Here is a 26,976-nt window from a genome sequence, read left to right on the forward strand (position 1 = left end):
AGCGGGGAACGGTGGACGGCGCTGCGGATGAGCGGCTGTGGAGGAGTGCGGCGGGTCGGGGTCCACCCTCCCGGCGGGCGGTTTCCGCGGCCGCCTCGCCGTGTAAATTCGCCGTGACGCGAGAGGACGTTCTGCATGGTGATCCCGCTGTCCGAGGCGCTCCTCGACCCGCTGCTCGCGGCCGCCGGACCGGTCGTGGTCGCCGGCGGGGAGGCCGCCGCGCGGGTGCCGATCCGCTGGGCGCACGCCAGCGAGCAGCTCGACGTCGCGCCGCTGCTCCTGGGCGGCGAGCTGCTGCTGATGGAGGGCGTGAACCTCTCCTCGGACCAGGATCCCGAGGAGTGCCGTCGCTACGTGGAATCCCTGGTCAAGGCGGGGATCGGCGCCCTGGCCGTCGAGCTGTCCGAGCGGCTGCCGAGTGTCCCGGCTCCGCTCGTCGCCGCGGCCGACGACCTCGGGCTCGCCGTGCTCGCGCTGCCCCGGCGGGTGCCGTTCGTGCAGGTCTGCGAGAGCATCAACACCCGGCTCACCGAGCAGAAGTTCCGGAGCCTGCGGGTGGCGGACAGAGTGTCCGGACTTCTCGGCGAGGCGGCGGCCGCGGACGCCGGGATCGACGAGCTGCTGAAGGTCGTCGCGAGCGCCACGGGCGCCAGTGCCGCGCTCGTCTCGCCGGCGGGCGAGGAGATCGTGCGCGCCCATCCCGGCCGCGGCGTCGACACCGCGCGCACCGCGGGCGCCTCGTCCGGGGTGCTGCGGGCCGGCGACTCCCTGCTGGGCACGCTCTACCTCCGCGCCCACGACGAGGCCGACCTGCACGGCGTGGCCGTGGCGCTCGACCGTGCGCCGGACGTGCTGGCGATCGCCCTGCTCCGGCGGCGGCCGCCGACCGCGCGCGAGCGGCTCACCGCCCAGCTCTTCGCGGTCGCGACGGCGCCGGCGGCGCGCCCCGACCCGAGCGCCGAGCTGCAGATCGACGCGCTCCTCGGCCGGCTCGGGATCGGCGGGCGGGAGTGCTTCCTCGGTGTCTGGGCGGACGTCGGCGACGACGAGCGCACCCTCCGTGCGGTCCGCGCCGCGCTCGACCGCTCGGTGCGGGGGTCAGCGGACGCGGCGAGCGTGGTCTGCGTCGCGGGCGGCGAGCTGCTCGCGCTGCTGGCCTTCGCGGACGCCGCCGCGCGGGAGCGGGCGAGGGCGCTGCTGCTCGGCGAGTGGCCGCCCGCTGCCGGGGCGGCCGCGCTGGTCTGCGTCGGCAGCGGCGCCGACGCGGTGGCGCGGGTGCCGCGCGAGCTCGCGGAGGTGCGCGGCGCGCGGGAGTGGACCCGCGCCGAGAGCGGCGTCGTCGACGCGCGGCTGCACCGGCTCGAGCGCTTCGCCAGCACGCTCCGCGACGACGCCGAGGCGGATGCTCTGGTGGAGGAGGTGCTCGGCCCGCTGCGCCGCGGCCGCCCGGAGCTGCTCGCGACCCTCGAGTCGTTCGCGTCGCACTGGGGGAGCAAGACCGCCACCGCCGCAGCCCTCGGCATCGGCCGGCAGACCCTCTACGACCGCCTCGCCCGCATCGAGTCCCTGATCGGCCCCCTCGACGCCTCCCCGGCCCGCACCCGCGTGCTGCTCACCGCCGTCTCCCTGCACCGCGCCCGCGCGGCCCTGCCCCCGGCCGCCCCGCGCTCGACCCGCCCGTTCCCGCCGCCGCCGGACCGCTGACGCGTTGCGGACGCCTGTCGCGGCGCCTTGTGAGACGCTGAACGGGAGGAGAGGGGGGGAAGATGCGCACCAGCTCCGTGGATCCCCGTGATGTGGACGCCGAAGTGACCACGCCGGTGTACCGCGTCTACTTCGCCGAGACGGAGACGATGGTCGACGAGATCCGGATCACCGGCGCGCGGGACGTCCTCGAGGTCGTCGACTGGGCGGAGAGCGACGCCCGCGGAGTCCCGTTCACGGTCTACTGCGAGCACCCCAGCCCCTTCAACCCGGGCAGGGTGACTCTGCAGCTCCTCCTGTCGCGCTGAGCGAGGTCCTGTCGACCGAGGTCTCAGCGCGGCGGCAGCGCGGCGCCCGCGACGGCAGAGCTGCCGAGGTCGCTCTGAGGGAGGGGCTCGCGGGAGGCGAGGGCGTCGATCCAGGCCTCCGTGTCGGCGACGGCCGCGAAGTTCGAGTTCAGCAGGGCGAGCAGGGTGGTGTGCACGGTCTCGGCGTCGACGGAGCCCGCGGCGTTCGAGATCGCGATGGCGCCGGTCGCGTCGGAGAGCACCTCGGCTTTCACACCGTGCGTCTCGGCCTCGGCCGCCGAGGCGAGGATGCAGTTGTTGGTCATGTAGCCGACCAGGGTGATCGTGTCGACGTCGCGCTCGCGCAGCCAGGCGAGCAGGTCGGTGCCGGCGAAGACGGTGCCGAACTGCTTGGTGATCGACTTCCACTCATCACTGCGGCGGCCTTCGATCTCGGGGTGCAGCGCGAAGCCGGGAGTGCCCGGTGCGAAGACGGGTGCTCCCTCGCCGCTGCTGTGCTGGACGGCGGCGATCGGCAGACCGGCAGCCGTGGCGGCGTCGAGCGCGACGGTGATGGCGGGCAGCGAGGTCGCGTGCGGCGGGTAGCGGATCTCGAGCGGTCCGGCGAAGTACTCCTGCTGGACGTCGACGAGGATCAGGGCGCGGCGAGGTGCGGTCATGGTGTCTCTCCTGGATCGGGGTGGTGCTCACCAGCCTGCCGTCTTCGGGGAGTCGAGGGGCTCGCGGATCGGCGGAAGCGGCGGTCAGGTCGTCGCGAGGGCGATCCCGAGCAGGAGGAGCGAACCACCCGAGGCGAGCACGCGCGCGGTGTTGGCGCGGACCCAGGCGCGCTCGAAGCCGCGCCGGGCGTCGGAGAGCGGACCGGCGGCGGCGCGGTCCAAGCGCAGGTTGAGCGGGATGCTGCGCCCGAAGGTGATGACGTACTGGAGGAGGGCGAGGGCGAGGGCCCCCGCGATCGCGCTGGTCGTCACGGCACCGGCGCTGCCGACGAGCGCGGTGACCAGCGCGGCGGCGGAGGAGAGACCGCTGCCGGCGAACGACAGGGCGAACAGCGGGTTCTGCACGGCGGCGTTGATCGCGGTCATCGCGCTGACGAAGGCGCGGTCGTCGGTCCGGCTCAGGCCCGGCATCACCGCGCAGGCGAAGGCGTAGAAGAAGCCCGCCGCCAGGCCGTTGGTGACGAGCGCGGCGAGCAGGAGCGGCACGAGGAGAGCGTCGGGCACGGCTGCCTCTCGGAGGGGATGGGCGGGTGGACGGTGCGCGACCAGCATGCGAGGGCCGTCGGAGGTGGCTGCTCGACCAGCGGAGGGGCGGGCGACCTCATGCTGATCGAGTAGCCCGCGGAGCGGGCGGATCGAGATCCACCAGCGTCTGCACCTGAGTCTGCAGACCCGCCCTGCTGGTGACGGCGGGTCTCGATACGCCCCTGGCGGGGCTACTCGACCAGCATGCACGCCCTGTGGGCGGCTCGACCAGCATGCTCGCGCGCCGGTGGCATCGCTGCCGGCGCCGCCGTCACTCCGTCTCGGTGCGGGTCTCCGTCTCGTCGGAGGAGGTGATCTCGGTGTCGGTCTCGTCGGCGCGGTCGCGGAGCGCGTCGGCCATGGCGCCCGCGCCCTCGTCGCCGTGGTCGTGGTCGACCTGCTCGATCAGACCGTTCAGCTTGTCGTCGTTGCTCGCGTCCTCGGCGCCGTCCATGACGGGGCCGTTCTGGGTGTCGCTCATGACTGCCTCTCCGCGCGGACGGAGGTCGACCGCGCGCCTCCGACGCTACGGACCGCGCCGCCGGAGCGCCCGCCCTTGACGCCGCGACCGCCCCGTGGAACGGCCTCCATCCCCTTCAGCGAGCTCCGGCTCGTGGAAAGCGGTCCGGCTCGTGGAATCGGACGATTCCGGCGAGCCCGGTCCGATTCTGCGAGCCGGAAGTGCGGCGGGAATGCGAACGGCCCGGCTCCCCCCGAGGAGGGAGCCGGGCCGGTCAGGCGGAGCGGGTCAGTTCTTGATCACCAGGGTGATCGAGGCGCTGGAGCCCACGTTGCCCGCGGCGTCCGTGGCCCGGGCGACCACGGCGTAGGTCGCGTTCGGCCAGTTCTTGCTGTTCGCGGTGAGCGACCAGCTGCCGTCGGCCTGCTTGACGCCGTCACCGAGCTTGGTCGAGCCGGACCAGAAGGCGAGGCTCGTGACCGCGACGTTGTCGCTCGCGTTGGCGACGAGGGTCACGGTGCCGGTCACGGTCGTCTGGCTGGCAGGCGAGACGATCTTCGCCTGCGGCTTCACCGTGTCGGCGCCGGAGGTCGGCGTGGGGGTCGGCGTCGCGGTCGCGGTGGGCGTCGCGGTCGGCTTCGGCGTCGCGGTGGCGGTCGGCGTCGGCGTGGCGGTCGCGGTCGGCGTGGCCGTGGGCGTCGCGGTCGGCTTCGGCGTCGCGGTCGCCGTGGGCGTCGCGGTCGGGGTCGGCGTGGCGGTCGGCGTCGCGGTCGCGGTGGGCGTCGCGGTCGGCGTGGGCGTCGCGGTCGGCGTCGGGGTGACGACCGTGCCCACCGGGATCGTGCTCACGCCGTAGCCGTAGTAGCGGCCGGAGACGGGGCGCGTCGGGTCGCCGGCGAAGGTGCGGCCGCGATCGACGGTGGCCGACTTGGCCTGGGCGATCACCTGGGCGATGACCTGCGCCGGGCTCTTGCCCACGCAGGATCCGCCGGCCGCGAGGCAGTCGAGGACGACACCGGAGGCGGCGGCCGTCGACATGCTGGTGCCGGTCTGGATGTACGCGTAGGTGTTGCCCTTCTTCGTCGTGTAGGGGCAGGTGCCGGGCGCGGCGATCGTGTGACCGGCATCGGCGGGGCTCGCGAAGTTGCTGTTCAGCGTGTAGTTGTCGTCCTTGGTGGTCACGTTCGAGCACGGGACGGCCGCGAGCGAGCCCGGCTTGCCGTCGTAGTTCGCGAAGTTCGTGACGGCGAGGACCTCGTCGTAGGCGGCGGGGATGTAGGCCGACAGGTCGGCGGCGGAGTTGCCGGCGGCCGAGACCACGGTCACGCCCTTCGCGACGAGGTCGCAGACCGCCTGGTGGATGGTGTCGCCGTTGGTCCGCCCGCAGTTGTTGTCGTCGACGCCGTTGGTGGCGAGCGACATGTTGACGACCTTGATGTTGTAGGTCGCGGCGTTCTGCGAGACCCAGTCGAGCGCGCACATCAGGGTGGAGATGCTGCCCTTGTTGTTCGCGTCGAGCGCGCGGACCGAGTAGACCGGCGCGCCGGGGGCGATGCCGACGGTGCCGGAGCCGTTGTCGAGCGCGGTCATGTAGCCGGAGACGCCGGTGCCGTGGCCGTTGGCGTCCTCGGCGGTGCCGGAGCCGAAGCAGTTGACCTGCTTGGCCAGGTTGTAGTCGGGGTGCGCGCTCACCCCGGAGTCGATGACCGCGACGGCGGGTCCGGTCCAGTTGGTGACGCCGTCACCGGCGCTGACCGGGGCCTTGTCGGCCTCCGCGGTCAGGACGTGCGAGGGCATGGTCTGCGCCTGGCCCTCGACCACCTGGTCGGCGGGCGAGAGGCCGAGGACGCGGCTGTCGGCGGCGAGGATCGCGTGCTGACGGGCGGTCAGGGTCGCGGTGAAGCCGGAGACGCCTCCGCCGTAGGACGCGTCGAGCGAGAGGCCGAGGGCGCTCGCGAGCGTCGTCGAGACGGCCTTCGAATCGACGGTGACGACGTAGCGGCCGGCGCCGGTCTGCGCCGACTCAGCGGCCTGCGCGGGGAGCGCGGAGGCACCGACGAGACCGGCGGTGACGACGGCGGCGGCGGCGGTGGCCGCGAGGAAGCGGCGCAGTCGGCCGGCGGGGCGGCGCGACGAGGTGGAGCGAGGGATCACGAAGGTCCTGTGTTTCTGTGCGGCGGGCGGGGCGGAGTGACCGTGCGGGCTCGGCGGGCAGGAGTGACCGACGACCATCGGACGCGGGGGAGCATCCGGCGGAGGAGTGCAGAGGGGATCAGGAGCCAAAGCTAGCCGCCCTGGGTTTCCGGCGCACTACTCTTCGAGATTTTTCAGCGGGCGGATTCTGCGGGTGGGGGTGCCGACGACGGTGGATCTCGATACGCCCGCTCCGCGGGCTACTCGATCAGCATGAACGAGGCCGCTGCGCGAGCCACGCAGTCAGCATGAACGAGGCCGCTGCGCGAGCCACGCAGTCAGCATGAGCGGGGCCGCTGCGCGAGCCACTCGATCAGCATGAGCGCAGCATGCTGGTCGAGTAGCCCCGGAGGGGCGTATCGAGACCCGCCCCGCCCCGCTCAGCGGGGGCGCGGAGCGCGCAGCACGCGGCGGTAGACGTCGATGGTCGCGCGCGCGATCGCGTCCCACTCCAGCGCCGACAGGTCCGCGGAGGCGTCGGCGGCCACCGCGCGCTCGTCGAGCCAGGCCAGCGCGCCGTCGAGGGCGGCGGTGTCAAAGGCGCCGTCGTAGAGCCGGACCCAGTCCGGGCCGACCAGCGCGGCCAGCTCGTGCATCGCGCCGAGGTCGGGCACCAGCACCGGGCGGTCGGCCGAGACCGCGAGGATCGCCGAGCCGGAGTTCTGGATCGCCGAGTAGGGCAGCACGACCAGGTCGCTCGCCCGCAGCCAGAGCGCCATCCGCTCGTCGCTGAGGAAGGACAGCTCGAGCCGGATGCGCGCATCGCCCGCGGCCGCCTCCTCGATCACGCCGCGCAGCGGCCCGCGGGCCGGGTTGCCGGCGACCGCGAGCAGCGTGCCGTCGTCCTCGCGCTCGCGGAAGCGCTCGATCAGCGTCGGCACGTTCTTGTACGGCCGGATCTGGCCGACCGACACGACGAGCCGCGCGTCCGGGTCCAGACCGAGCTCGGCGCGCGCCTCGGCTCGACTCGCGGAGAAGTCGTAGTCGTGGCGGTAGTGCCCGTGCGGGGTGACGAAGGCGGGCACCGCCGCCAGCTCGGGGTAGGAGCGCCGCATCGCGGTCACGCCCTCCTCCGAGAGGCAGACGATCGCGTCGAGGTTCTCGGTCAGCAGCCGCCGGTACCAGTTGCGCAGGAACGGGGTGCCGCGCTCCTCGTGCGAGGTGACGTTGTGCGCGGTCCAGATCAGCCGGGTGCCGCGCAGGCGCGCGACGCGCAGGAAGGCGAAGAAGAAGACCAGCCGCGCGACGATCCGGTAGCGCCGGACGCCGCTGAGGAAGGTCAGGTCCGGCCAGTGCAGGTGCACGACGTCGACCTTCGCGACGAGCAGGCGCAGCCAGGAGAGGTCGCGCACGAGCACGCCCTCGGCGGTCATCGCCGTGTAGAGCCGCGCGTTGTAGGGGTTCGCGTAGCGGGTGCGGAAGGCCGGCTCGGCCTCGATCCGCAGCCGGCGGCTCCGGGCGTCCTCACCGGAGAGCAGTCCGCGCACGCGGGTGCGCAGGCGGCCGCGCAGGGTGCGGGTCCCGCCGGCGATCATCGGGCGACCTCCGCCGCGCCGGTGCCGGGCACCCGGCCGAACAGCGTGCGCTCGGCCTCCGGGTAGCCCACGCGCCAGTCGGCCCGGCGCTGCCAGACCTCGGTCCAGGCGCGGCGCTTGCGGCGGGTCGCGGTCTCGAGCACCGTGCGCACGAGCGCCCCGGCCTGGAGCAGCGCGATGCCGATCCGCGCGGGCAGCGGCTTCCACGCCAGGCGGATCATCGTGGCCTTGCCGGCCATCACCATGCACATCTTGCGGCCGGAGTTGCCGGCGGTCGCCGCGTCGCGGGTGGAGGCGCCGACGTCGTGCACGATCACGGCGGTCGGCACGATCACCGGGCGCAGTCCCGCGCGGCGGGCGCGGATCGAGAACTCGGCGTCCTCGCCGTAGAGGAAGAAGCGCTCGTCGAGCCGGCCGACCCGCTCGTACTCCTCGCGCGGCATCAGGAGCAGGCAGCCGGTGATGATCGGCACCTCGCGCACGCTGTCGCGCTGCCAGCCGCCGAGCGACTCCGGGTCGAGCAGCGGGTTGCCGCGGAAGGCGGTGGAGAGCATGGTCGCGTAGGTCAGCAGCGACCACAGGCTCGGCGCGCCCCAGCAGGACGAGGGGTCGACCGAGCCGTCGGGCCGGAGGGTGCGCCCGCCGTACACGCCGTAGCGCGGGTTCGCGACGGCGAACTCGAGCAGCGCGCGGAAGGAGCCCTCGAGCACCAGGGTGTCGGGGTTCAGCAGCAGCACGAAGCGCTCGGTCGCCGCGGCGACGCCGCGGTTCACGCCGCGGGCGAAGCCGAGGTTGTCGCCCGCCTCGATGACGGTCGCCTCGGGGTGCGCGGCGCGGATCGCCTCCGCGCTGCCGTCCTCGGAGCCGTTGTCGACCACGATCACGTGCGGGGGAGTCGGCGCATCGCCGAGCGGGATCGACGCGAGGCAGGCCAGCGTCTTCTCGCGGGTGTTGTAGCTGACGACGACGATCGCCAGGCTGGTGTCCACGGCCTCAGGCACGGTCGGCCTCCGGTCGCTGCCCGATCACCTTGGCGGGCACGCCGCCGGCGATGCAGTTCGCGGGCAGGTCCTTGGTGACCACGGCCCCCGCACCGACGATCGCGCCGTCGCCGATGGTGACGCCGGCGACGACGACCACGTTCGCGCCGAGCCAGACGTCCCGGCCGATCACGATGTCCTTCTCGATCTTCGGCTGGTCCATCACCGGCGTGCCCTGGACGATGCCGTAGTTGGAGGCGGTGATCGTGACGTTCGGCGCCAGCAGGCACTTCGCGCCGAGGGTGATCCGTCCGGTGCTGTTGCCGGCCCAGAGCAGCGAGTTCTCGCCGATGTGGGTGCCGGCGCCGAGGGTGATCCGCTCGGCGTTCCGGAACGACACGTTCGGCGCGAACGACACGTCGGCCCCGCGGGTGAGCCGCGGCACCTGGTCGGCGTGACTGTACGCGTGGAAGTGCAGCAGGCGCACGGCCTGCAGGTAGGTGCGCACCTTCGTGAGGGTGCGCAGCGGTCCGCCGCCCTGGCTCATCGGCCGGCTCCGTTCGATTCGTGGTCGTCCGGCGATCCGGCGGGGGTCTGCTCGGCGAGCGGGTCGATCACCGGCGCGCCGATCTCGGTCAGCGAGGCGGCGATGGAGCCGATGAAGCGGTCGGCGTCGAGGTCCGAGCGCACCGAGATCGCGATGTCGAGCCGCTTGGTGAAGGAGCTCGCGAAGACCGCGGCCTCGTCGTCCGGCTCGGTCACCGGCCAGAGGGTCATCGAGGCCAGCTCGGCCCCGCCGAACCAGCGCGGGCGAAGGAAGACGGGGAGGTAGGACGCGTAGCCCTGCCAGTCCTTCCGGCCGCGGGTGATCCCGCTCTCGCCGGTCTCGACGGCGAGCTGCACCTGCTCGCGGACGCTCGCCACCGTCTCCGCGAGGCCGAGCGACACCGGGACGGCGACGCGCACCATCGACACGTGGTTGCGCTTGACCTCGTTCTTGTCGCGGCGCGGCGACACGGGCACGAGCGTCGCGATCTCCGCGCGCTCGGGGTGCAGCGCGGCGAAGGCGTGCAGGGCCAGCGCGACGGTCAGGTCGGCGACCGAGCCGCCGGCCGCGCGGGCCGCCGCCTTCGCGGTCTTGAGGTCCACGGTGAGGATCGCGGCGTCGCGCGGCTTGATGCTGCGCTCGAGCAGCCCCGAGCGGCGGATCCACCAGTCGCGGGCGGAGCGGATGTTGCGGCCGCCGACGCGGGTGATCCGCTTCTTCAGCGGCTTGCGCTTCCACTCGGTCCACTCGTCCGCGAGCGACGCGTGCGTCGACGCGATGTGGCGGCGGGCGGCGAGGGTCAGCGAGAGCGGACCGCGGGGCGGCCGCGGGTCGTCCGGGAAGCGCATCGGCGCGCGGCTGTACGCCGGGAACTCGACCGGCTCGCCGGAGGTGAACGCCTGGATCAGCACCAGCCCGAACATCCCGTCGCCGAGGGCGTGGTGGATGCGCACCGCGAAGCCGAGCTGCCCGGTCGAGAGCTCGGTCACGAGGATGTCCCAGAGCGGGCCCTTCGGGTCCATCGGCCCGTTGAAGGCGCCGGTGAGCAGCTCGACGTGCCGCGGGTCCCACTCGACGACGCCCGGGTGGAAGCGCACGTGGTCGCGGACGTCGATCTCGTCGACCGACACCCAGGACGGCGTGAACAGCCCGAGCGGGGCGCGGGCGAGCCGCTGCCGCACCGAGGGGGAGGTGCGGATGAACGCCTCCCAGGCCGAGTAGACCAGGTCGCGGTCGAGCGAGCCGTCCGCGCGGCGGAACGGGGCGCCGTCGACGATCATCGAGCCGGTCGGCCGGGCGACCTCGTAGACGACGGCGTTCGAGACGAACTTCTCGTCGAGCGTGCGCAGCGGCTCGGCGTGCGGTCGCCCGGTGCGGCGAGGGGGTCGGGTCATGGCGGTGCTCCCTGGTCGGAGGCGGAGGAGGGGAGCGGTCAGCTCGGGGTGCCGGCGGGGGCCGGGTCCGCCTGCGCCGTGCCGGACGGCGCGGAGGTCGCAGGCAGGCGGATCGGCGTCGGCGGGTACTCGTCGACGAAGGTCGAGCCGGAGAGGCGGAGGTGGCGCGAGCGCAGGTAGCCGCGGAGGATCCCCTCGACCATCGCGAGCTCGTCCTTCGCGCCGCGGCCGCGCCGCTTGGCCGAGCGCACCAGGCGCCGGCCGCTGCGGACGGCGAGGGTCGCGGTGAGCCGCGCGCCGACCTTGGGCGACAGGCGCCACCATTTGCCGACGAGCGCGCCGAGCCCGAGCCCGTAGCCGCGCATGAGGCGGCGGTAGGCGACAGGGTTGCGGGTGTTGACGTGCAGCACGACGCTGTCGGGCACGAAGACGGCGGTGCCGCCCGCGGCGAGGGCGCGGCAGAAGATGTCGAGGTCCTCGGCGCCGGCGAGGTAGCGGCCCGCCCCGAGGGTGTCGTCGAAGGCGCCGAGCGTCTGCAGCACGTCGCGGCGGAAGGCCATCACGGCGCCGTGGCCCGCGTCGAGGCCGCGGACGGCGGAGCGGTAGACGATGCGGTCGGTCGGCGGCACGTCGGTGTCGACCAGGGTGTGGTCGAGCATCCGCCCGGTCGCCACGGTGACCCGCTCCTCCTCGAACGCGCGCAGCAGCGCCTCGATCCAGCCGGGCGTCGGCGAGCAGTCGTCGTCCGTGTAGACCACGATCGGCCGGTCGCTCGAGTCGAGCCCGAGGTTCCGCGCGATCGAGAGGCCCTTGGTGTCGGTGCGGACGTAGCGCACGCCCGCGGCGAGGGCGACCTCGCGGGTGCGGGAGTCGGTCGACGCGGAGTCGACGACGATCACCTCGACCTCGGGGTCGGTGCCGGCGGCGATCGCCGCGAGCGCCTCCCGGAGCATGTCGGGCCGCTCGCGGGTGCACAGGATGATCGAGACGTCACCCGGGGTGAGGACGGAGGGATTCACGGCGTGTCTGTCCTCGGCTGGTCGGAGCGATCGTCGGAGTCGGCGGCGGAGCCCGTGCCCGCTGGGCCCGCGGCGGCTGAGCCCGCGGCGGCTGAGCCCGTGCCCGCGGAGCCCGTGCCGGCCAGGTCCTCGCGGACGAGCACCATCGCGGCGCGGTAGGCGGCGACGAGGTCGATGCTCGCGCGCTCCCAGGTCAGGTTGCCGCGGTTGTCGAGTGCGGCCCGGCGCATCCGCGCGAGCAGGGCGCGGTCGGAGGAGAGCAGGTCGATCTGCGCGGTGAGCGCCTCGACGTCGCGCGGCTCGTGCACGAGCCCCTGCACGCCGTCCTCGAGGTTGGCGCCGGCGGCGGAGGAGACGAGCGGCACGCAGCCGGCGGCCTGCGCCTCCGAGGTGACCAGGGCGCTGCCCTCCTCGATGGTCGGCAGGATCAGCACGTCGGCGCTCGCGAAGACCCCGGCGACGTCGCCCGTGAAGCCGCGCAGCTCGACGCTCGGCTGCTCGAGCAGTCCGGCGAGGCGCTCCTGGTAGCCCGGGGTGAAGTCGCCGTAGACCAGGAAGCGGCCGGTGCTGCTCGCCTTGGACTGCTGCCAGGCCTGCAGCGCGTAGAGCAGGCCCTTGCGCGGCTCGATCCGGCCGACGAAGACCGCGGTGAACACGTGGTCCGGCTCGTCGCGCGGGTCGGGATCGAAGCTGCGGGTCGTGTCGACCAGGGCGCCGTAGCGGTGGCGGAGGAGCTTGCGCGGCGAGAAGCCCTTCTCGAGGAAGGTCTGCTCCACCGAGGCGGACGGCACGAGGATCGCGGTCGCGGACGCCCACTCGCGCTCCTCGCGGCGCAGGCGCACCGCGTTGTAGGTGTGCGGCGAGCCGACCGGGGGCGTGATGCCCAGGCGCTCGTACTCCTCGGCGACGACCTCGAAGGCGTGGGCGGTGTGCGTGTTCGGGGCCTCGCGGACCGCGGGCACGCCCTGGCGGGCGGCCTCGTCGAAGGTGCGGGCCGAGCCCCACGGCCAGCCGTGCACGACGTCGTAGTCGCCCTCGGCGAGGATCCGCGCGGTGACGCGGTCGTGGTGGGCGATCGAGCGGCTGCGGCCGAAGAGACGGTGCGGCAGGCGGACGCCGCCGACCGTGAGGGTCGTCACGGCGCGGGCGACCGGGCCGAGCGACTCGGTGATCGAGGCGGCGACGACGGTGACGCGGTGCCCCGCGGCGACGAGCGAGCGGACCTGCTGCAGCGCGGTCCAGCCGATCCCCGGCGAGCCGATGCCGTGCGGGAACGAGTACAGGATCGACAGCGGAGCCCCGGCGGGCGCGCCGGAGGCGACGCTCGTCAGCGGACGGGCGTCGCGGTCGGTGCGGTCGTGCTCGGGGTCGTCTCGGTGGTCGGGTGGGCCTGCGGCAGTGGTGGAGCACTGGTGCTCATCATCCATGCGTCTCCTGTCGTGAGGGCGGCGCGCTCAGGAATGAACGATAGCCACCATCCTCGACCACCTGAGAGGAACGCAAGTCCACTCCCGGCTCGGCGAGTCGTCGCTCCCGCAGACTTAACACAGCCGCAATACTTCCGGCATCCGCATGCCGTGGGTTATGGTCACAATGAGTGTGTCGGGGCACCGCACTCGTGGGGTCCCGGTTCTGTGCTCGTTCCGGCCCCATCGAGGCATGCCCGAAGGCCGGTGCGAAAGCAGCACCGCACCGCTCCGAAACCGCCCTTCGCACCAGGCTCCGTCGTCACCTCGACAGCCGCAAAACCCGTTCCGCCATCACCGCCGTGATGGACGGAGGCGTTGCTCCAACGATTGCAGCAGCAATGCGACCTCCGAGCACGCGGCGCGTCGCCCCGAGGTCCCACACCTCGCCGTCTGGAAGTCGAGACCGAGATGTCCGTCCCCCTTTACCTTCGAGTGCTCTGGAGCTACAAATGGCTCCTCGCGGTCGGCCTCGTGGTCGCCGTCCTGGCCGCCATGGTCGCCGGTTACACCGTGAAGGACGGTGAGATCGTCTCGCGCGCCGAGTCGGCCTACCGCTCCGACACCACGATCCTGCTCGGCGGTGGCTCGCGGAACCCGCTCCAGGCCGTCGAGCCCGGTCAGGCGCTGCAGGAGGGCACCTCCGAGGCCCAGCAGAACGACCTGACGAACACCGCGGTCATCTACGCGTACATCGTCAGCGGCTCCGAGATCCGCACCCAGGTCGAGCAGGCCATCGGCGGCTTCGCGCCGACCGAGGCCCTCAGCGCCGTGCGCCGCACCACGCAGCCGGCCGGCACCGAGCAGAACCCGGGCCGCTTCAGCCTCCCGATCCTCTCGATCGTCGGCGAGTCGACCGACCCGGCCCGCGCCGTCCTGATCTCGCAGACCGCGACCCAGATCTTCCAGGGCTACATCACCGCGCAGCAGGACGCCCAGGGCGTCGCCCCCGAGCTCCGCGTCACCCTCCAGGTCACCGACCAGGGTGCGGCCGTCGAGCAGGAGGGGTCGAACCCGATCATCCCGATCGCGATCACCGGTCTCGGCGTCTTCCTCGCGTTCATCGCGCTCGCCTTCATCCTCTACAACATCCGCATCTCGCGGGAGCGCGTCACCGCCAACCGCGGCAACCAGCGCCGCGGCGAGTCCTTCCGGCGCGGCCCGGCCCTGACCGGCACCGCGTCCGAGAACGGCCAGCGCCCCGCCGCCCTCGGCACCGCCCCCGAGAACACCGCCGGGCCGGGTGAGCTGGCCTCCTCCGGGAAGCGCAGCGCCACCTGAGGCGGTCGCAGCAGATGAGCACGCCGACGCTGAAGGGGACCCCGCTCGGGGTCCCCGGGAACGACGACCCCTACGCGGGTGAGATCCTCGTCCGCCGGACCTTCACGGTCCGCGCCGTCCTGTCGACCGTCCTGCTGGCGGCCGTGGCCGTCGCAGCGGTCTACTACCTCAATCCGCTGTACGCGGGGGCGATCCTCTTCGGGATCTCGTTCCTGTACCTGACGCGCAAGCTGGTCTTCAACTGGACCGGCGCGTTCATCGTCCTGCTCGGCGTGATCATGTTCATCCCGGTGCGCTACTACGCGCTGCCGATCCCGCTCGGCTTCGCTCTGGAGCCGTACCGGCTGGTCATCGTGCTGATGGTCGTCGCGGCGATCGTCGCGCTGATGATCGACCCGACCTTCGTCTGGCGTCCGGCCGCGTTCGGCTGGCCGCTGGGCATCTGGGTGGCCTCGAGCCTGCTCTCGATCGCCGCGAACGTGCAGTTCATCTCCGAGGGCGCCCTCGGCAGCGGTGTCGCCGGCGCGATCGTCAACGACCTGCTGATGCTCTCGGTCTACTTCGTCGCCCGGCTCGTGATGCGCAACGAGAAGCTCGTCGAGGCCTTCCTGACCTTCCTGGTCTGGTCGGCCGTCGTCGTCGCCTTCTTCGCGGTCATCGAGCGCGCGACGCAGCAGAACGTCTTCACCATGCTCGACAAGTTCCTGCCGCTCGAGCGCCTCGGCGCCGAGCAGGAGGCCTACCGGGCCGGCGGCTACCGCTCGTTCGGCTCGTCGCAGCACCCGATCGCGCTGGCCGTCATGTTCACCATGATGATCCCGATCGCGATCTACCTCTCGAAGTACGCCCGCTGGCCCTTCAACGAGATCAACCGCCGGATCATCTACTACGGCACGATCCTCGCCCTGCTGCTCGGCGTCGTCACCGCGGTCTCGCGCACGGCGATCGTCACGCTCGGCGTGATGTTCCTGCTCACGGTCATCCTGCGGCCGAAGGTCGGCGGCTACCTGCTCCTGGGCATGGTGCCGGTGCTCGGCCTCGGCTTCGTGCTGATCCCGAAGATCCTCACGGACATGATCGGGTCCTTCCTCGACCCGGACGCGCTCATCGCCTCGCAGTACACCTCCGCGGGCATGGCGGGCGCGGGCCGCCTGGCCGACCTCGAGCCGGCCATGGCGATCGTGCGCGAGCACCCCTTCTTCGGAACGGGAGTCGGCAGCCGCATCGTGGTGGGCGAGGACAAGAACGCGTTCATCCTCGACAACCAGTGGCTGGGCACGTTGCTCGACGGCGGCGCCGTGGGCGTCATCGGCCTGGCCGTGCTGTTCCTCGTCCCGATCGTGATGCTCCTGCGCTACTCGTTCAAGAGCACCACGACGCCGCAGTACGCGAGCCTCGCGTTCGCGATCGCGGTCCTGCTGCTCGGCTACACGATCGCCGCGTACTTCTACGACGCCTTCGGTTTCTTCCAGTCCTTCATGCTCTTCTGGATCCTCCTGGCCGTCGGGGCCTGGGTGCTGACGGAGGCACCACGGAAGTCGACCCGCCGGCGCCTGTCGCCGGAGGAGGCGGGGCACGTCTCCGCCTTCACCCGCGGGGGACCCCACGTCCCGGTCGGGCAGCCCGCCCTCGGCTCGCACGTCGGCGCTCACGTCGTCCGCAAGCCGACGCAGATCGAGTCGTGAGCGCACGCGTCAGCGTCGTCATCCCCGCGCACGACGAGGGGGCGGTGATCGCCCGGCTCCTCGGCGCCCTGGTGGCCGGGGACCCGGAGGGCCGGCTCGAGATCGTGGTCGGCGCGAACGGCTGCACCGACGACACCGCCGCGGTGGCGCGGGCCGTCGATCCCCGGATCCTGGTGGCGGAGACGCCCCGGGCCTCGAAGATCGCCGGCCTCAACGCGGCCGACGAGCTCGCCACGGTCCTCCCGAGGATCTACGTGGACGCGGACGTCTCGGTCTCGGCCGAGACGCTCCTGGCGCTCGGCGACGAGCTGGCCCGCCCCGGCGGACCGCTCGCCGCGGCACCGGAGTTCCGCGTCGACACCCGCGGGGCCTCCTGGCCGGTGCGGGCGCACTACTCGATCTGGGAGCTGTCCGACTACCGGGCTCCCGGCCTGGTCGGCTCCGGGATCTACGGCCTCTCGGCCGAGGGACGCAGCCGCTTCGGCGCGTTCCCCGAGATCATCGCGGACGATCGCTTCGTCCAGCAGCTCTTCACCCCCGAGGAGCGGCTGACGCTCCCCGGCCGGTCCTTCACCGTGAAGGCGCCGCGCCGGATGCGCAACCAGATCAAGCGCACCGTCCGCATCGCGATCGGCAACGCCCAGCTCGCGGCCTCCGGGCTCGTGCCCGAGCAGACCGGCGCCGGCGGCGGCGGCCCGGTCGCGCTGCTGAAGCGCGTCCTGCGCCGGCCCGCCCTGTGGCCGGCCTTCCCGATCTACTGCTACGGCTATCTGCGACCCCGCCTCGAGGCGCGGTCGATCATCGCTCGAGGAGGCGTACCCGAATGGAACCGCGACGAGACGACGCGCGCGTGACGGGGTCGACCCCCGCGGGCGGCTCCTCCGCCCGCCACGGCACCACGGCGAGCGACGCCCAGATCGAGGCGGCGATCGACGACACGGCGCACACCACCGAGACGCTGGCGACCGACGCGATCGCGCAGTCGCCGACCGTGGGGGACGGGCCGAACCTGCCGCCCGCCTCGCCCAAGTCCGACCTCGGGCACAAGGCGAGCCGCGGAGTCATCCAGACCCTCGGCGGCCTGTGGGGCAAGACCGCGATCCAGCTGATCTCCACGATCGTGCTGGCGCGCCTGCTCTCGCCGAGCGACTTCGGTCTGCTCGCCGCCGTCACGGCGATCGTCGGTGTCGCCGACCTGGTCCGCGACTTCGGCCTGACCGGCGCGATCATCCAGGCCAAGAAGATGAGCGAGACCGTCTGGCGGTCGGTGCTCTGGCTGTCGGTCGCGCTCGGCGTGGTCGGCACGATCGTGATCGGCGCCTCCGCCTGGCTCATCGCCGGCATCTACAACGAGCAGGCGCTGGTCGTCCTGACGCTCGCCGTCGCGCCGACGCTCTTCATCAACAGCCTCTGCATGCCGCTCCAGGCGCGCGTGCAGAAGGAGATGAAGTTCGGCCTGATGGCGCAGATCGACGTGGTCTCGATGCTCGTCGGCGTGATCGGCTCGATCATCGCCGCGTTCCTCGGCTGGGGCGTCTGGTCGCTCGTCGTGCTGCAGGGCGGCGCGCTGATCTACCGGTTCATCGCGCTCTGGGTCGCGGCCCGGCCCACCTTCGGCCGCCCGCAGATCTCGCGCGAGGTCATCCCGCTGGTCACCACCGGCGGCAGCATCTTCGGCGTCCAGCTGCTCAACTACTTCGCCCGAAACGTCGACAACGTGCTGATCGGCGCGCAGCTCGGCACCGGCGTGCTCGGCCAGTACACCCGCGCCTACTCGCTCTTCCTGCTGCCGCTGCAGCAGCTGAACGGCCCGCTCGGCCGCGTCGCGCTGCCGGTGCTCTCCTCGCTGCAGGACGACGGCGAGCGCTACCGCCGCTACGTCCGCGGCGCGCTGCTCGTCATCGGCTACCTCACGCTGCCGACGTTCGGTGTCCTCGCGGCGCTGGCCGGGCCGCTCGTCGAGCTCCTTCTCGGTCCGCAGTGGTCCTCCTCCGCGACGATCCTCTCGCTGCTGTCCATCGCGGGCATCGCGCAGGGCATCGGCAACGTGCAGGGCTGGATCTACATCTCGCTCGGCCGCGTGCACCGCCAGCTGGTCTACTACGTGGTCACCCGCCCGCTCGTCATCGGCTCGTTCTTCGTGGGCCTGTGGTGGAACGGCGTCGAGGGCCTCGCGCTGCTCTACGGCCTCACCACCCTGGCGCTGCTGGTGCCCGGCTTCTGGCTGGCGATCCGCGGCACCTTCGTGCGCGGCTCCGACGTGATCGTGCCCGTCCTGCGCCCCGCGCTCGTCGTGCCGTTCATGTTCGGCGCGGCCTGGGCCGTCGGCGCGTACACCGATCTGCCCGCGATCGTCCACCTGCTCGTCGGCGGACTCGCCTCGCTGGTGCCGCTGGCGCTCGCGATGGCGATCCCGGCCTACCGCCGCGACATGAACCAGATCCTCGCGTTCGTGAAGCAGGTCCGGAAGCCCAAGCCCAAGGGCCCGGCGACCCCTGCCGCGCCTGCCGCGCCTGCCGCGCAGACCACCCCGGCCGATGGAGGCACTGCATGACCCGCTCCACCCGCTCCCGTCGCGCCGGTGTCCTCGCCGTCGTGGCCGTCGCCGCCGCGCTGCTGGCCGGCTGCACCTCCGCCCCGGCTCCCGCCGAGACGACCGAGCCCGCCGCCTCGGGCGAGCTGCCCTTCGCGGCCGGCTCGATCGCCGCGCTGGGCGACTCGATCTCGGTCGGCGTGGCCGCCTGCGGGCAGAACAAGCCCTGCCCCAGCGCGTCCTGGACCACCGGCGAGGACGAGACGGTCGACTCGGTCGCCCGCCGCGCCGGCGAGTCGGTCGGCGCCGTGCCGGAGATCGAGAACGTCGCCTCCAAGGGCGCGACCTCGGCCGAGCTGCCCGGCCAGGCCGAGAAGGCGGTCGCCGCCAGTCCCGACCTGGTCACCGTCCTGATCGGCGCGAACGACGTCTGCCGCAAGAACAGCGCCGACATCACCACGCCGGACGCCTTCCGCGCCAACGTGACGTCCGCGCTGACGACGCTCTCCACCGGCGCTCCCGAGGCGACGATCTTCGTCTCCTCGGTGCCGAACCTGCTCGACTTCTTCGAGACCGAGCGGACCGACGCCGAGGCCGTCTCGCGCTGGGCCGGCAGCTCCAACTGCAACTCGCTGCTCTACCAGCCCACGTCGGACGACGCGGACGCGCAGGCCCGTCGCGACAACGTCTCCACGACGATCGACGCCTACAACGACGTCCTCGCCGACGTCTGCGGCGCCACCGCGAACTGCGTCTACGACCAGGGCGCCCTGCACGACTTCGACGTCACCTCCGATGACATCTCGGACGTCGACCACTTCCACCCGTCGCTGGCGGGCCAGGCGAAGCTCGCGGACATCGCCTGGACGGCGCTGCTCGCGAACGCCTCCTGAGGCGCTGAGAGCGCCGCCTGCGCCCGCTGAGGGGGCAGGACGAGGGCGGGGGAGCTGCGGCTCCTCCGCCCTTCTGCGTGAGCGGGCGGCTTCTCGCGTGCGCCGGTGGTGATAGTGGTGGTGGTGACGGCGCGCTCGTCCGGCTCGCGATTCGTCCTCCGGCTCGCTGGAACCCCTGGATCGGGCGTGCCGGGCCGGTTCCCGCGTGCCGGAGATCTCGACGGAGCCGGTTCGGCTCGCGATCCGTCCTCCGGCTCGCTGGAACCCGTGGATCCGGCGTGCCGGGCCGCTTCCCGCCTGCCGGAGATCTCGACGGAGCCGGTTCGGTTCGCGATCCGGTGCCCGGCTCGCTGGATCCGGTGCTTCCGGCGTGCCGGAGGTCTTTCCGCGTGCCGGAGGTGCCGGGGGTGAGGTCCGGCACGTGATTCCGGCTCGGGCTCGCGGGGTCCTGCGGTTCCGGCGTGCCGGACCGGCTTCCGCGTGCCGGAGGTCCCGGCGGCCCCGGTTCGGCTCGCGATCTCGCGTCCGGCTCGCGCGAGCCGGTGCTTCTGACGTGCCGGTGGTCGTTCCGCGTGCCGGAGGTCTCTGCGGCGGCGTTCGGCTCGTGGAGACGGCTCCGACTCGCGGAATCCCGGGGATCCGGCGTGCCGGTGGTCGTTCCGCGTGCCGGAGGTCTCTGCGGCGGCGTTCGGCTCGTGGAGACGACTCCGGCTCGCGGAATCGTGGGGATTCGGCGAGCCGGAGGTGGTGCGGCGTGCCGGAGGTGATCCGGCGCGAGGTGGGCGCAGGGCCCCCGTGTCAGGCGGTCTCGAAGCGGGTGTCGCCGCGCTCGGGGCGCCAGGAGGGGACGCTCGCGGAGGCGCGGCGCCGCGAGCGCGCGCGGGACGGGCTGAAGCGGAACGGCGGCACGGTCGGGGCCAGCGCGGCGGTGCGGCTCGCGGCGCGCAGCAGCAGCTCCTCGGTCAGCTCCTCCGGCGCGGCGGCGATGGCCAGGCCGCGCTGGTCGAGCTCGCGGGCGATCTGGATCTGGTGGTCGTCGATGTGCTCGCCGCGCGCGACGAGGCGGGGGACGAGGATCGGGACCTTGCCGTTCTCGATGGCCGTGATGGCGGCGCCGGTGCCCGCGTGGGCGATGACGACGTCCGCCTCCTTCACGGCCTCCTGCAGCTCGTGGTGCGGGACGCTCGCGCGGCCCTCGATGCCGTAGGGGGAGACGTCGGCGAGGCCGGTCTGCCAGAGCACCTCGGCGTCCTTCAGCAGCGGCACCGACGCGGCGATCAGCCGGTCGAAGGGGTAGAGGTCCTGGGTGCCCACGGAGATCACCGCGCGGCGGATCGCGGAGACCGGCTCGTCGGGACCGGTCGTGTACGCGTCGAAGATCGAGCCGCCGAAGAGCCAGCGCTCGTCCGCCCACACCGGGTACTGCGTGTAAGTGTTCACGCCCGGCAGACGGGCCATGATCTTGCCGGTGATCGAGGGGCCGTCGGCGCGCGCGGCGCTCTCGATGTAGTGGCACTCGATGCCGCGCAGCGAGGCCTCGGGCATGAACGACACGGCGGGGCTCGAGCCGGTGCTGAAGACGGCGGAGTAGTCGCCCTTGGCCAGGATCCGGTGCGCGATCAGCGCGTTCTCGGCGATCGGGCGGGCGTCGCGCGGAGCGGCGAAGCGGCTGTAGGTCACGCGGCGGCCCTCGAGGAGGGAGCGGCTGAGGCCGTTGTCGAAGGTCACCCAGTGCTGGTCGGCGGGGTCGATCCCGAAGCGGGAGGACAGGGTGAAGAGCTGTTTGAGATGCCCTCCACCGGAGCAGACGAACAGGAACTGTGACATGGCGACCCTTCTTGCGTCCGGGGGAGCTCTCGGGCTCTCCTCCGGCGGAAGCTGACTGAGGCGGTAGTGCAGGGCTGGGTGTTGTGGGGGTGGGTGGTGCTGGTGGTGCTGGGGCGGCGCGGAGCCGGGCGGGAGCCCCGCTCTGCACGGGAGCGGCCCGGTGGGAGGGAGATCCGGCGGTGTCGTGACCGCGCTCTCCCCGGAGTGCGTCAGGACGTGGGGGCGTCCCGGGCATCGGCGGGTCGACGTCCAGGGGGATGCGCGCGGGGTGGGGCGGGGAGCCTGCGCTGCATCGTGGTCCTGGTCGGTCGGGTGGTTCTCGGGCGGGTGAGGATCGTGACGTCGGGTGCGACGCGGTGCCGGCACGGCGGGATCCGCTCCTGCGCCTGGGCGAGTGCTCGCCGTCCGAGGACGAGGGCACAGCGGAACGGGCCGCGGTGCCACCCCCACGATAGTGAGGCGCCCGTTCCCTGGCTACTTCGGAGTCGGACCCCTGGGTGGATTGACCTAGCCCGCCTGCAGTGCCGACCGGGTGGCTCCGCCCGCGCGGGCGCGGCCGTCGTTGCGGTCGAGCAGGATGTCGAGCACCGTCTCGTGCCGGGCGGCCCAGGAGTTCGCGTGGATCCAGCCGAGGCGCTCGTCCTCGGTGGCCGGGCCGTCGGCGAGCGCGTCGTCGACGACCGCGGCGAACTCCGCCATTGTCGGGACGATGCGGATCCGGTCGCTGATGCCGTGGATCGGCGGCAGATCGACGGAGATCACCGGGCAGCCGCTCGCCACGTACTCGTAGAGCTTGAGCGGGCTCATCGCCTCGGTCAGCGGGGTGCGGCGGTGCGCGAGGAGGCAGAGCTCGACGTTGCGCATCGTCGCCACCAGCTCGCGGCGGCCGACCGAGTGGTGCAGGTGCACGTTCGCGAACGGGGCGAGCGGGGCGAGGTAGCCGGGGTCGGGCTGCGGGCCCATCAGCACGATCTGCAGCTCGGGGTGCGCCGTCGCGACCGCGACGATCCCCTCGACGTCGAGCCGGTCGTCGAGCGTGCCGACGTGCAGGGCGCGCGGGCCGGGGATGCGGCTGAGCCACTCGGGGGCGTCGGGCACGGGGCCGGTCCACTCCTCCGGGCTGACGCCATTGGGGACGACGGCGTGCGGGCCGGTCGGCGCGATGCGGTCGATGATCTCCTGCGAGACGGCGGTGACGGAGCGGCCGCTGGTCGCTACGCGGCGGTAGGCCTCCTGGAAGGCGGGCCAGTGGCCCTTCCAGCGGGTCGAGGTCGTCCAGTCGTCGCGGGCGAAGAACATCACGTGCTCGGCCCACTCGAACGGCGAGAAGCCGGCCACGACGGGGCTGGTCGTGACGACGACGGGGCGCACGAGCTCCATCTCGTCGGCGAGCTTCGCGATCCCCTGGTCGTAGGCGCGGTACTCCTTCTCCAGGCCGGCGATGTCGGTCGGGTCGGAGCGGCGCAGGCGCAGCGGGGTGTGCAGGATCCGCTGCGGCGTCGACGGGAACTCGACCTCGCGGCCCAGAGCCCCGCGCACGAGCGTCGTCGGCAGGAAGCGGAAGGGGTTCGCCACGATCAGGCGACCGACCTGCGGGCTCTCCATCAGCGAGTGCAGGATCCGGTCCGGCGGGCGCATCATCCCGCGGCGGGCCGCATCCGTGTAGGTCTCGTAGGAGAAGGTGAAGACGACGTCGCGGACGATGCCGTCCGCGGTCGGCTCGGGCGCCGTCCGGTCGGGCGCTGGCTGCTGGGGCACGGCGTTCCTCACGCGAAGGTCCGGATGACGCGCGCGGGCACGCCGACGGCGACGGAGTAGTCGGGAACGTCCTCGCGGACGACGGCGTTCGCGCCGATCACGGCGCCGCGGCCGACCGTCACGCCGGGCATGATGACGGCGTTCTCGCCGAGCCACGCTCCGCGGCCGATGCGGACCGGGGCGATCCGGTCGACGCCCTGGTCGCGGATGAAGCGCGTCGGGTCCTTGAAGCCGTGCGAGTGGTCCGAGATGTAGACGCCGCGGGCGATGCCGACGCCCTCCTCGATGATCACGCTCTGCACGGCGCTGATCGCGGTCATGTTCATCCGCACGCGGTCGCCGATGATCAGGGCGGGCGTGGGCGCGTCGTCGGTCGGGACCATCAGCATGCAGTTCGCGCTGATCAGCACGTTCTCGCCGATGGAGATCCGCTTGCCCTGCCCGGGTCCGATCCGGAAGGGCAGGCAGATGCGGGAACCCTTGCCGAAGCGGTGGAAACCGCCGGCGACCAGCTTGCTGAAGGCCAGATCGCGTGCTCGCTGCGCGAGGATCGCGAGATCCAGTCCGTTCAAGGCATCAACTCCAGGGAATAGCGGCGGGCCGGACGGCGGGGGTGGACGTCCTGGGCCTGGTGGGGGTGGTGATCGCGCCCGGGGGTGAGGCGCGCGGGTGGGACCCACGATAGCGAGCGCCTCCTGTGCGCCACGAGTCCGTGCGGATCGGCACCGCGGTGTTTACGCCGCGGAAACACGCTGTGCTCTCCGCGGCGGGCTCGGTGCGTGCTCAGAACGGGGGTGCTCACCTGCACGGTGGCCGAGCATCCCGGCGCTCGGGAGGCTCCCGGCGCCGGGAGCGCCCCGGGGAGCGTAAAATCGCAGGGTCCGCGGAGGCGGCCGCCCGCTCCGGGCCGGCGCGTCCTCCGGATCGTGCGGGACACCGCACCGACGGACCCGGCGACGCCGCTCGGTCCCCGCCCTCGCGCGACCCCGACCCGCCCGCACCACCAGAGAGGCTTGACCGTGGCCGAAGCCGACACCGCCAGCCGACTGTGGACCGTCCACCTCGCGCGAGCCGCCGTCGCGGCCGTCGCCGGTGTGGTGATCACCTTCTCGCCCGACCACGGCCCCGCCTTCGGCCTCGCCGTCTTCGCCGGTTTCGCGATCCTCAGCGGCGCCGTCGCCCTCGTGATCGGCCTGCGCACCCTCGCCGGGCGCGGCCGCACGCTCGCCCTCGCCTCCGCCGGGGTCACCCTCGCCGCCGGCGTGCTCGCGCTCGTCGCGCTGCCGGTCGCCGCGCTGCTGCCCTTCATCGCGCTGATCGCCGGCTGGGCGCTCGTCTCCGGCTCCCTCGAGTTCTCCAGCGGCCGCCGCGGCACCGGCCTCGCCGCCCGCGACGCGGTGATCGTCGGCCTCGGCACGGCACTGCTCGGAGCGGTCTTCGCCCTCCTCCCGCCGCACCCCGTCGTCTCGGTCGGACTCCTCGGCGCGTACGCCGTGATGCTCGCCGTGTTCCTCGCGATCGCCGCGTTCTCGCTCAAGTGGGCCGCCGGCGCCGATGCCGCCGCACCCTCCACCCCCACCACCGGAGGAGACCGATGACCGCCCCCGACCCCGCCTCCGAGCCGTCGCCCTCCGACGACGACTTCGCGCCGCGCACCTTCCGACCCACCCGCAAGGACCGCCTGCGTCCGCTCGAGCTCGTCGGCCTCTCCGCCGTGATGGCGGCCTTCGTCGGCCTCGTCGTGCTGATGTCGACCCGCGAGTTCGTCGTCGCCCTGATCGGCTTCGGCGTCGCCTTCATCGTCGTCCTCGTCGCCATCGCCATGTTCTCGCTGACCTTCAAGCCCGACGAGGCCGAGATCGCCGACCTCGACGAGCAGGACGGTGCTCACTAGGTCGGAGTGACGCGCGCGCCGGTGCGGGCGACTCCGTCGCCCACGCACCGGCGCGCGCGTCACTCCTCCCCGCGGTCGGCTTCCTGAGGGGGCCGGGTTCCGCAGGGCGTCCTGTGTTCGCTGCGCCGATTCGCCTGGGCTGTGCTTCTGGGGTCGGTGCGACTGCGTCGCCCCTCCCCGCGGTCGGCCCAGCGAAGTGGCCGGGTTCCGCAGAGCGGGTCGCGTCCGCTGCGCGTAATCGCTTGGCACGCGATTCTGCGGTTCGCTCGCGCCTGCGGTGGAGCCCTGCTGGCATCCGCGTGGTCGGCCCCTTCGTGCGCTCAGGGGGCGTGGATCGTCGGCTGAGGGCGTCATCCGCCACGTTCTGGGTGAGGAGTGCGTTGCCTGCCTCGGGATAGCGAACGGAGACCGCGCAGGGCTGGTTATTTCTAAGGCGAGCGCTGCGCTGTCAGTCCGAGTCCATGCCGACCCGGCGGAGACGCTCGACCCACTCGCGGAAGCGGGGCGTGAATGCGAGTGCTGGGCCGAGATCGTCCTCCAGTACCGCGACGCCGTCTCGGACCTTGCTGTAGTCGGGAAGCGCGAGCAGAACTCGTTTCGACGGCGCCGTAGCCGGTCCGTCATTGATCAGTTCGGCGTTGTCGGACACTTCAGCGACGAGGCTGCGGAAAGTGTCAGCCACATCGGAGCGACCTAGCACGTCGCCCGACGCCGCCCCGGCTGCGATCACGAGAGTTTCGAATTCGTGCAGCGCGAGGAAAGGCACGAATCGAGAATCGTAGGCGAATGTGCGCGCGATGGCTCGCTCGCGGGAGGTGGCGCAACCCGGCTGAGCATGGACGCTCGTGCAGTCACACTGAGGCGCGTCGGAGGGGTAGCCGTAGAAGTCGATCATCGTCGTGATCAGTGACCAGTGCGGCTGATGCAGCAGACGACGGAGCTGAGCCTCGTAATGGGCCCACTTCCCACCACCACGGAACGTCGTGCCGTCCGCGGTCCGCGCGGTGTGCACGACGATCGGCTGAAGGTAGGCGACCGACGTGCCGATGAACGGCTGAAGGACCTGGTTGACGAAAGCCTCCTCCGTCTGGCCCTCGACGAGGATGACGATGAGAGCGGTCACGCCGCGGAAGTCCTTGCCACCGTCACCTTGGAGCCCGGCCGCCCGCCGAGCAGATTCATCTCCCACAGCTCGCCAACGGAGTAGTCGGCGAGCCAGACCTCCAGAATCTCCCGATCGGGCCGGTGGACGACCGTTGAACCGTTGTCCCGCTCGACGACGGCGATGTCAGCCAAGGTGAATTGGCCGAGCAAGGTGACGGACTGCGTGGCGGCGACGATCCTCCGGCCGGTTTCGGTTCGCCTCATCAGATCTGCAAGCTGATGGATCGCAGCGGGATGAAGTCCGAGTTCCGGCTCGTCAAGCACGATCGTCGCCGGAGGTCTCGGCTGCTGAAGCAGTGCGGCGAGACAAGCGAAGCGCAGTGTGCCCGAACTGAGAGCGGCCCCCGAGAAGACGCCGTCCAGGCCCCGTTCGCTCCATCGAAGGAGGACTCGTCCTCCTTCGGGCTTCAGTACGAAGTCGTCGAAGAAAGGTGCGACATTGCGCACTGATCGGCGGACTTGCTCGTACCTCGCGAGATGGTTGAGCTTCATGTCGAGGAGTACTGCCGCGAGATTCCTGGCATCGCTGTGCAGCGATTCGGAATCAGCCACGTCCACGAAGCGAAGAGGCGCCGCGGAGGGGCTCGTGTCATCGAAGTGGAAGACGCGGCAGCCGGACAGGATGTCGAGAAGGTACTGGTTGGCGGAGTGGTCATGAGCGCGAGCAGTCAGTCGGCTTTCGCGACTGAGACCGAGCCGATTGTCGTACGGCTGCTCGTAGTCGTGGCGATGGGTGAAAGTCGTCTCCTCGAGCAGAGCCGAGTCGTCGGGCCCGGACGTGAGTCGCATCCGGTAGCCGTTCCGGTACGGCCCGTTCCAGCCGCCCCATGCGTCGATGACGATTGCGTCGGCCGATGCCGGCCCGGTGGATCGGTGCAGCATCTGCGCGAAGCCGCCGCTGCGCAGCACATGGTCGCCGAGTTTTCCGTCCACCGTGTAGCCGAGCAACTCGAAGGCGTCGACGATGTTGCTCTTGCCCGCACCATTCGCCCCGATCAGAAGGGTGACGGACGATGACAGGTCCAAGGTGATCGATTCGATCGAGCGGAATCCGGCCACCGTGATGGACGCGAGAGGTGCACTCATCCGTA

General features: G+C 72.3%; 24 protein-coding genes. 9 read left to right on the forward strand and 15 right to left on the reverse strand.

Annotation, left to right across the window (positions count from 1 at the left end; translation table 11 throughout):
* Positions 1 to 135 precede the first annotated feature (135 nt).
* On the forward strand, positions 136 to 1,704 hold the full coding sequence (locus tag EDF36_RS02850; RefSeq protein WP_123731810.1) for a PucR family transcriptional regulator: 1,569 nt from the start codon (positions 136 to 138) through the stop codon (positions 1,702 to 1,704).
* Positions 1,705 to 1,766: 62 nt separating this feature from the next.
* Entirely contained in the window at positions 1,767 to 2,012 is a 246-nt protein-coding gene (locus EDF36_RS02855; RefSeq protein WP_132435113.1) for a hypothetical protein, read from the forward strand.
* 23 nt (positions 2,013 to 2,035) lie between these two features.
* On the opposite strand, the gene EDF36_RS02860 is transcribed toward EDF36_RS02855, so the two are convergent.
* The 10 genes from EDF36_RS02860 to EDF36_RS02905 form a co-directional block, all read right to left on the reverse strand.
* Positions 2,036 to 2,671 (reverse strand): isochorismatase family protein, encoded by a 636-nt coding sequence (locus tag EDF36_RS02860; RefSeq protein WP_123731812.1) that lies wholly within the window; start codon positions 2,669 to 2,671, stop codon positions 2,036 to 2,038.
* An 84-nt stretch (positions 2,672 to 2,755) separates the two neighbouring features.
* Positions 2,756 to 3,235 (reverse strand): DUF1772 domain-containing protein, encoded by a 480-nt coding sequence (locus EDF36_RS02865; protein WP_221181593.1) that lies wholly within the window; start codon positions 3,233 to 3,235, stop codon positions 2,756 to 2,758.
* Positions 3,236 to 3,527: 292 nt separating this feature from the next.
* A complete protein-coding gene (locus EDF36_RS02870; RefSeq protein WP_123705674.1) occupies positions 3,528 to 3,737 on the reverse strand; it encodes a hypothetical protein in 210 nt (69 codons plus the stop codon).
* 267 nt (positions 3,738 to 4,004) lie between these two features.
* Positions 4,005 to 5,870 carry an Ig-like domain-containing protein gene (locus EDF36_RS21120; protein ID WP_185020341.1) on the reverse strand — a complete coding sequence of 622 codons (1,866 nt, stop codon included), beginning with the start codon at positions 5,868 to 5,870 and terminating at the stop codon, positions 4,005 to 4,007.
* A gap of 419 nt (positions 5,871 to 6,289) precedes the next feature.
* A complete protein-coding gene (locus EDF36_RS02880) occupies positions 6,290 to 7,444 on the reverse strand; it encodes a glycosyltransferase (protein WP_123731814.1) in 1,155 nt (384 codons plus the stop codon).
* Positions 7,441 to 8,433, reverse strand: a complete 993-nt coding sequence (locus EDF36_RS02885) for a glycosyltransferase family 2 protein (protein WP_185020342.1) — start codon at positions 8,431 to 8,433, stop codon at positions 7,441 to 7,443. Before EDF36_RS02885 ends, EDF36_RS02880 begins: the two co-directional genes overlap by 4 nt.
* A 4-nt stretch (positions 8,434 to 8,437) precedes the next feature.
* Positions 8,438 to 8,971 carry a DapH/DapD/GlmU-related protein gene (locus tag EDF36_RS02890; protein WP_123705671.1) on the reverse strand — a complete coding sequence of 178 codons (534 nt, stop codon included), beginning with the start codon at positions 8,969 to 8,971 and terminating at the stop codon, positions 8,438 to 8,440.
* A complete protein-coding gene (locus tag EDF36_RS02895) occupies positions 8,968 to 10,365 on the reverse strand; it encodes a wax ester/triacylglycerol synthase domain-containing protein (protein ID WP_185020343.1) in 1,398 nt (465 codons plus the stop codon). Before EDF36_RS02895 ends, EDF36_RS02890 begins: the two co-directional genes overlap by 4 nt.
* 38 nt (positions 10,366 to 10,403) lie before the next feature.
* Entirely contained in the window at positions 10,404 to 11,384 is a 981-nt protein-coding gene (locus tag EDF36_RS02900) for a glycosyltransferase family 2 protein (RefSeq protein ID WP_123731817.1), read from the reverse strand.
* Positions 11,381 to 12,811: a glycosyltransferase family 4 protein gene (locus EDF36_RS02905; RefSeq protein ID WP_123731818.1), complete on the reverse strand. Its 1,431-nt coding sequence runs from the start codon at positions 12,809 to 12,811 to the stop codon at positions 11,381 to 11,383. Before EDF36_RS02905 ends, EDF36_RS02900 begins: the two co-directional genes overlap by 4 nt.
* 450 nt (positions 12,812 to 13,261) lie before the next feature.
* On the opposite strand from EDF36_RS02905, the gene EDF36_RS02910 reads away from it, so the two are divergent.
* Genes EDF36_RS02910 through EDF36_RS02930 form a run of 5 tightly spaced genes read left to right on the forward strand, consistent with a single transcriptional unit; the run spans position 13,262 to position 19,242 of the window.
* Positions 13,262 to 14,131: a hypothetical protein gene (locus EDF36_RS02910; RefSeq protein ID WP_148059953.1), complete on the forward strand. Its 870-nt coding sequence runs from the start codon at positions 13,262 to 13,264 to the stop codon at positions 14,129 to 14,131.
* A 14-nt stretch (positions 14,132 to 14,145) separates the two neighbouring features.
* Positions 14,146 to 15,816: an O-antigen ligase gene (locus EDF36_RS02915; RefSeq protein WP_123731820.1), complete on the forward strand. Its 1,671-nt coding sequence runs from the start codon at positions 14,146 to 14,148 to the stop codon at positions 15,814 to 15,816.
* Complete coding sequence (locus EDF36_RS02920; protein ID WP_148059205.1) at positions 15,813 to 16,670, forward strand: glycosyltransferase family 2 protein; 858 nt, start codon at positions 15,813 to 15,815, stop codon at positions 16,668 to 16,670. Before EDF36_RS02915 ends, EDF36_RS02920 begins: the two co-directional genes overlap by 4 nt.
* Positions 16,640 to 18,370 carry a lipopolysaccharide biosynthesis protein gene (locus EDF36_RS02925; RefSeq protein WP_123731822.1) on the forward strand — a complete coding sequence of 577 codons (1,731 nt, stop codon included), beginning with the start codon at positions 16,640 to 16,642 and terminating at the stop codon, positions 18,368 to 18,370. Before EDF36_RS02920 ends, EDF36_RS02925 begins: the two co-directional genes overlap by 31 nt.
* Positions 18,367 to 19,242, forward strand: coding sequence for a GDSL-type esterase/lipase family protein (locus EDF36_RS02930; RefSeq protein WP_123731823.1), 876 nt, complete (start codon positions 18,367 to 18,369; stop codon positions 19,240 to 19,242). The genes EDF36_RS02925 and EDF36_RS02930 overlap by 4 nt, the downstream gene beginning before the upstream one ends.
* Before the next feature lie 798 nt (positions 19,243 to 20,040).
* Here EDF36_RS02930 and EDF36_RS02935 read toward each other — a convergent pair.
* The 3 genes from EDF36_RS02935 to EDF36_RS21945 all read right to left on the reverse strand — a co-directional run bounded on the left by EDF36_RS02935 (position 20,041) and on the right by EDF36_RS21945 (position 23,399).
* Positions 20,041 to 21,069, reverse strand: coding sequence for a glycosyltransferase (locus EDF36_RS02935; protein ID WP_123731824.1), 1,029 nt, complete (start codon positions 21,067 to 21,069; stop codon positions 20,041 to 20,043).
* Positions 21,070 to 21,576: 507 nt separating this feature from the next.
* Positions 21,577 to 22,827 carry a hypothetical protein gene (locus EDF36_RS02940; RefSeq protein ID WP_123731825.1) on the reverse strand — a complete coding sequence of 417 codons (1,251 nt, stop codon included), beginning with the start codon at positions 22,825 to 22,827 and terminating at the stop codon, positions 21,577 to 21,579.
* Positions 22,828 to 22,835: 8 nt separating this feature from the next.
* Complete coding sequence (locus EDF36_RS21945) at positions 22,836 to 23,399, reverse strand: DapH/DapD/GlmU-related protein (RefSeq protein ID WP_123444661.1); 564 nt, start codon at positions 23,397 to 23,399, stop codon at positions 22,836 to 22,838.
* A gap of 447 nt (positions 23,400 to 23,846) precedes the next feature.
* Between EDF36_RS21945 and EDF36_RS02950 the strand changes: the two genes are divergently transcribed.
* Both EDF36_RS02950 and EDF36_RS02955 read left to right on the forward strand, forming a co-directional pair.
* A complete protein-coding gene (locus tag EDF36_RS02950) occupies positions 23,847 to 24,425 on the forward strand; it encodes a hypothetical protein (protein WP_123731826.1) in 579 nt (192 codons plus the stop codon).
* On the forward strand, positions 24,422 to 24,721 hold the full coding sequence (locus EDF36_RS02955) for a hypothetical protein (RefSeq protein WP_243586020.1): 300 nt from the start codon (positions 24,422 to 24,424) through the stop codon (positions 24,719 to 24,721). Before EDF36_RS02950 ends, EDF36_RS02955 begins: the two co-directional genes overlap by 4 nt.
* Before the next feature lie 448 nt (positions 24,722 to 25,169).
* Here EDF36_RS02955 and EDF36_RS02960 read toward each other — a convergent pair whose 3' ends face one another.
* Together EDF36_RS02960 and EDF36_RS02965 are read right to left on the reverse strand one after the other, a co-directional pair.
* Entirely contained in the window at positions 25,170 to 25,844 is a 675-nt protein-coding gene (locus EDF36_RS02960) for a DUF4276 family protein (protein ID WP_185020344.1), read from the reverse strand.
* Positions 25,841 to 26,971 carry an AAA family ATPase gene (locus tag EDF36_RS02965; RefSeq protein WP_123731828.1) on the reverse strand — a complete coding sequence of 377 codons (1,131 nt, stop codon included), beginning with the start codon at positions 26,969 to 26,971 and terminating at the stop codon, positions 25,841 to 25,843. The genes EDF36_RS02960 and EDF36_RS02965 overlap by 4 nt, the downstream gene beginning before the upstream one ends.
* Between the last annotated feature and the right edge of the window lie 5 nt (positions 26,972 to 26,976).

The organism is Rathayibacter sp. PhB152 (assembly GCF_003751395.1).
GTDB classification, from domain to species: domain Bacteria; phylum Actinomycetota; class Actinomycetes; order Actinomycetales; family Microbacteriaceae; genus Rathayibacter; species Rathayibacter festucae.

Bases quoted from the DNA above. Each gene is read 5' to 3' on its own strand.
- EDF36_RS02895 (WP_185020343.1), bottom strand. From the start codon at position 10,365: ATGACCCGACCCCCTCGCCGCACCGGGCGACCGCACGCCGAGCCGCTG.
- EDF36_RS02925 (WP_123731822.1), top strand. From the start codon at position 16,640: ATGGAACCGCGACGAGACGACGCGCGCGTGACGGGGTCGACCCCCGCG.
- EDF36_RS02850 (WP_123731810.1), top strand. From the start codon at position 136: ATGGTGATCCCGCTGTCCGAGGCGCTCCTCGACCCGCTGCTCGCGGCC.
- EDF36_RS02880 (WP_123731814.1), bottom strand. From the start codon at position 7,444: ATGATCGCCGGCGGGACCCGCACCCTGCGCGGCCGCCTGCGCACCCGC.
- EDF36_RS02915 (WP_123731820.1), top strand. From the start codon at position 14,146: ATGAGCACGCCGACGCTGAAGGGGACCCCGCTCGGGGTCCCCGGGAAC.
- EDF36_RS02870 (WP_123705674.1), bottom strand. From the start codon at position 3,737: ATGAGCGACACCCAGAACGGCCCCGTCATGGACGGCGCCGAGGACGCG.
- EDF36_RS02930 (WP_123731823.1), top strand. From the start codon at position 18,367: ATGACCCGCTCCACCCGCTCCCGTCGCGCCGGTGTCCTCGCCGTCGTG.
- EDF36_RS02905 (WP_123731818.1), bottom strand. From the start codon at position 12,811: ATGGATGATGAGCACCAGTGCTCCACCACTGCCGCAGGCCCACCCGAC.
- EDF36_RS02935 (WP_123731824.1), bottom strand. From the start codon at position 21,069: ATGTCACAGTTCCTGTTCGTCTGCTCCGGTGGAGGGCATCTCAAACAG.
- EDF36_RS02890 (WP_123705671.1), bottom strand. From the start codon at position 8,971: ATGAGCCAGGGCGGCGGACCGCTGCGCACCCTCACGAAGGTGCGCACC.
- EDF36_RS02910 (WP_148059953.1), top strand. From the start codon at position 13,262: ATGTCCGTCCCCCTTTACCTTCGAGTGCTCTGGAGCTACAAATGGCTC.
- EDF36_RS02855 (WP_132435113.1), top strand. From the start codon at position 1,767: ATGCGCACCAGCTCCGTGGATCCCCGTGATGTGGACGCCGAAGTGACC.
- EDF36_RS02955 (WP_243586020.1), top strand. From the start codon at position 24,422: ATGACCGCCCCCGACCCCGCCTCCGAGCCGTCGCCCTCCGACGACGAC.
- EDF36_RS02965 (WP_123731828.1), bottom strand. From the start codon at position 26,971: ATGAGTGCACCTCTCGCGTCCATCACGGTGGCCGGATTCCGCTCGATC.
- EDF36_RS02860 (WP_123731812.1), bottom strand. From the start codon at position 2,671: ATGACCGCACCTCGCCGCGCCCTGATCCTCGTCGACGTCCAGCAGGAG.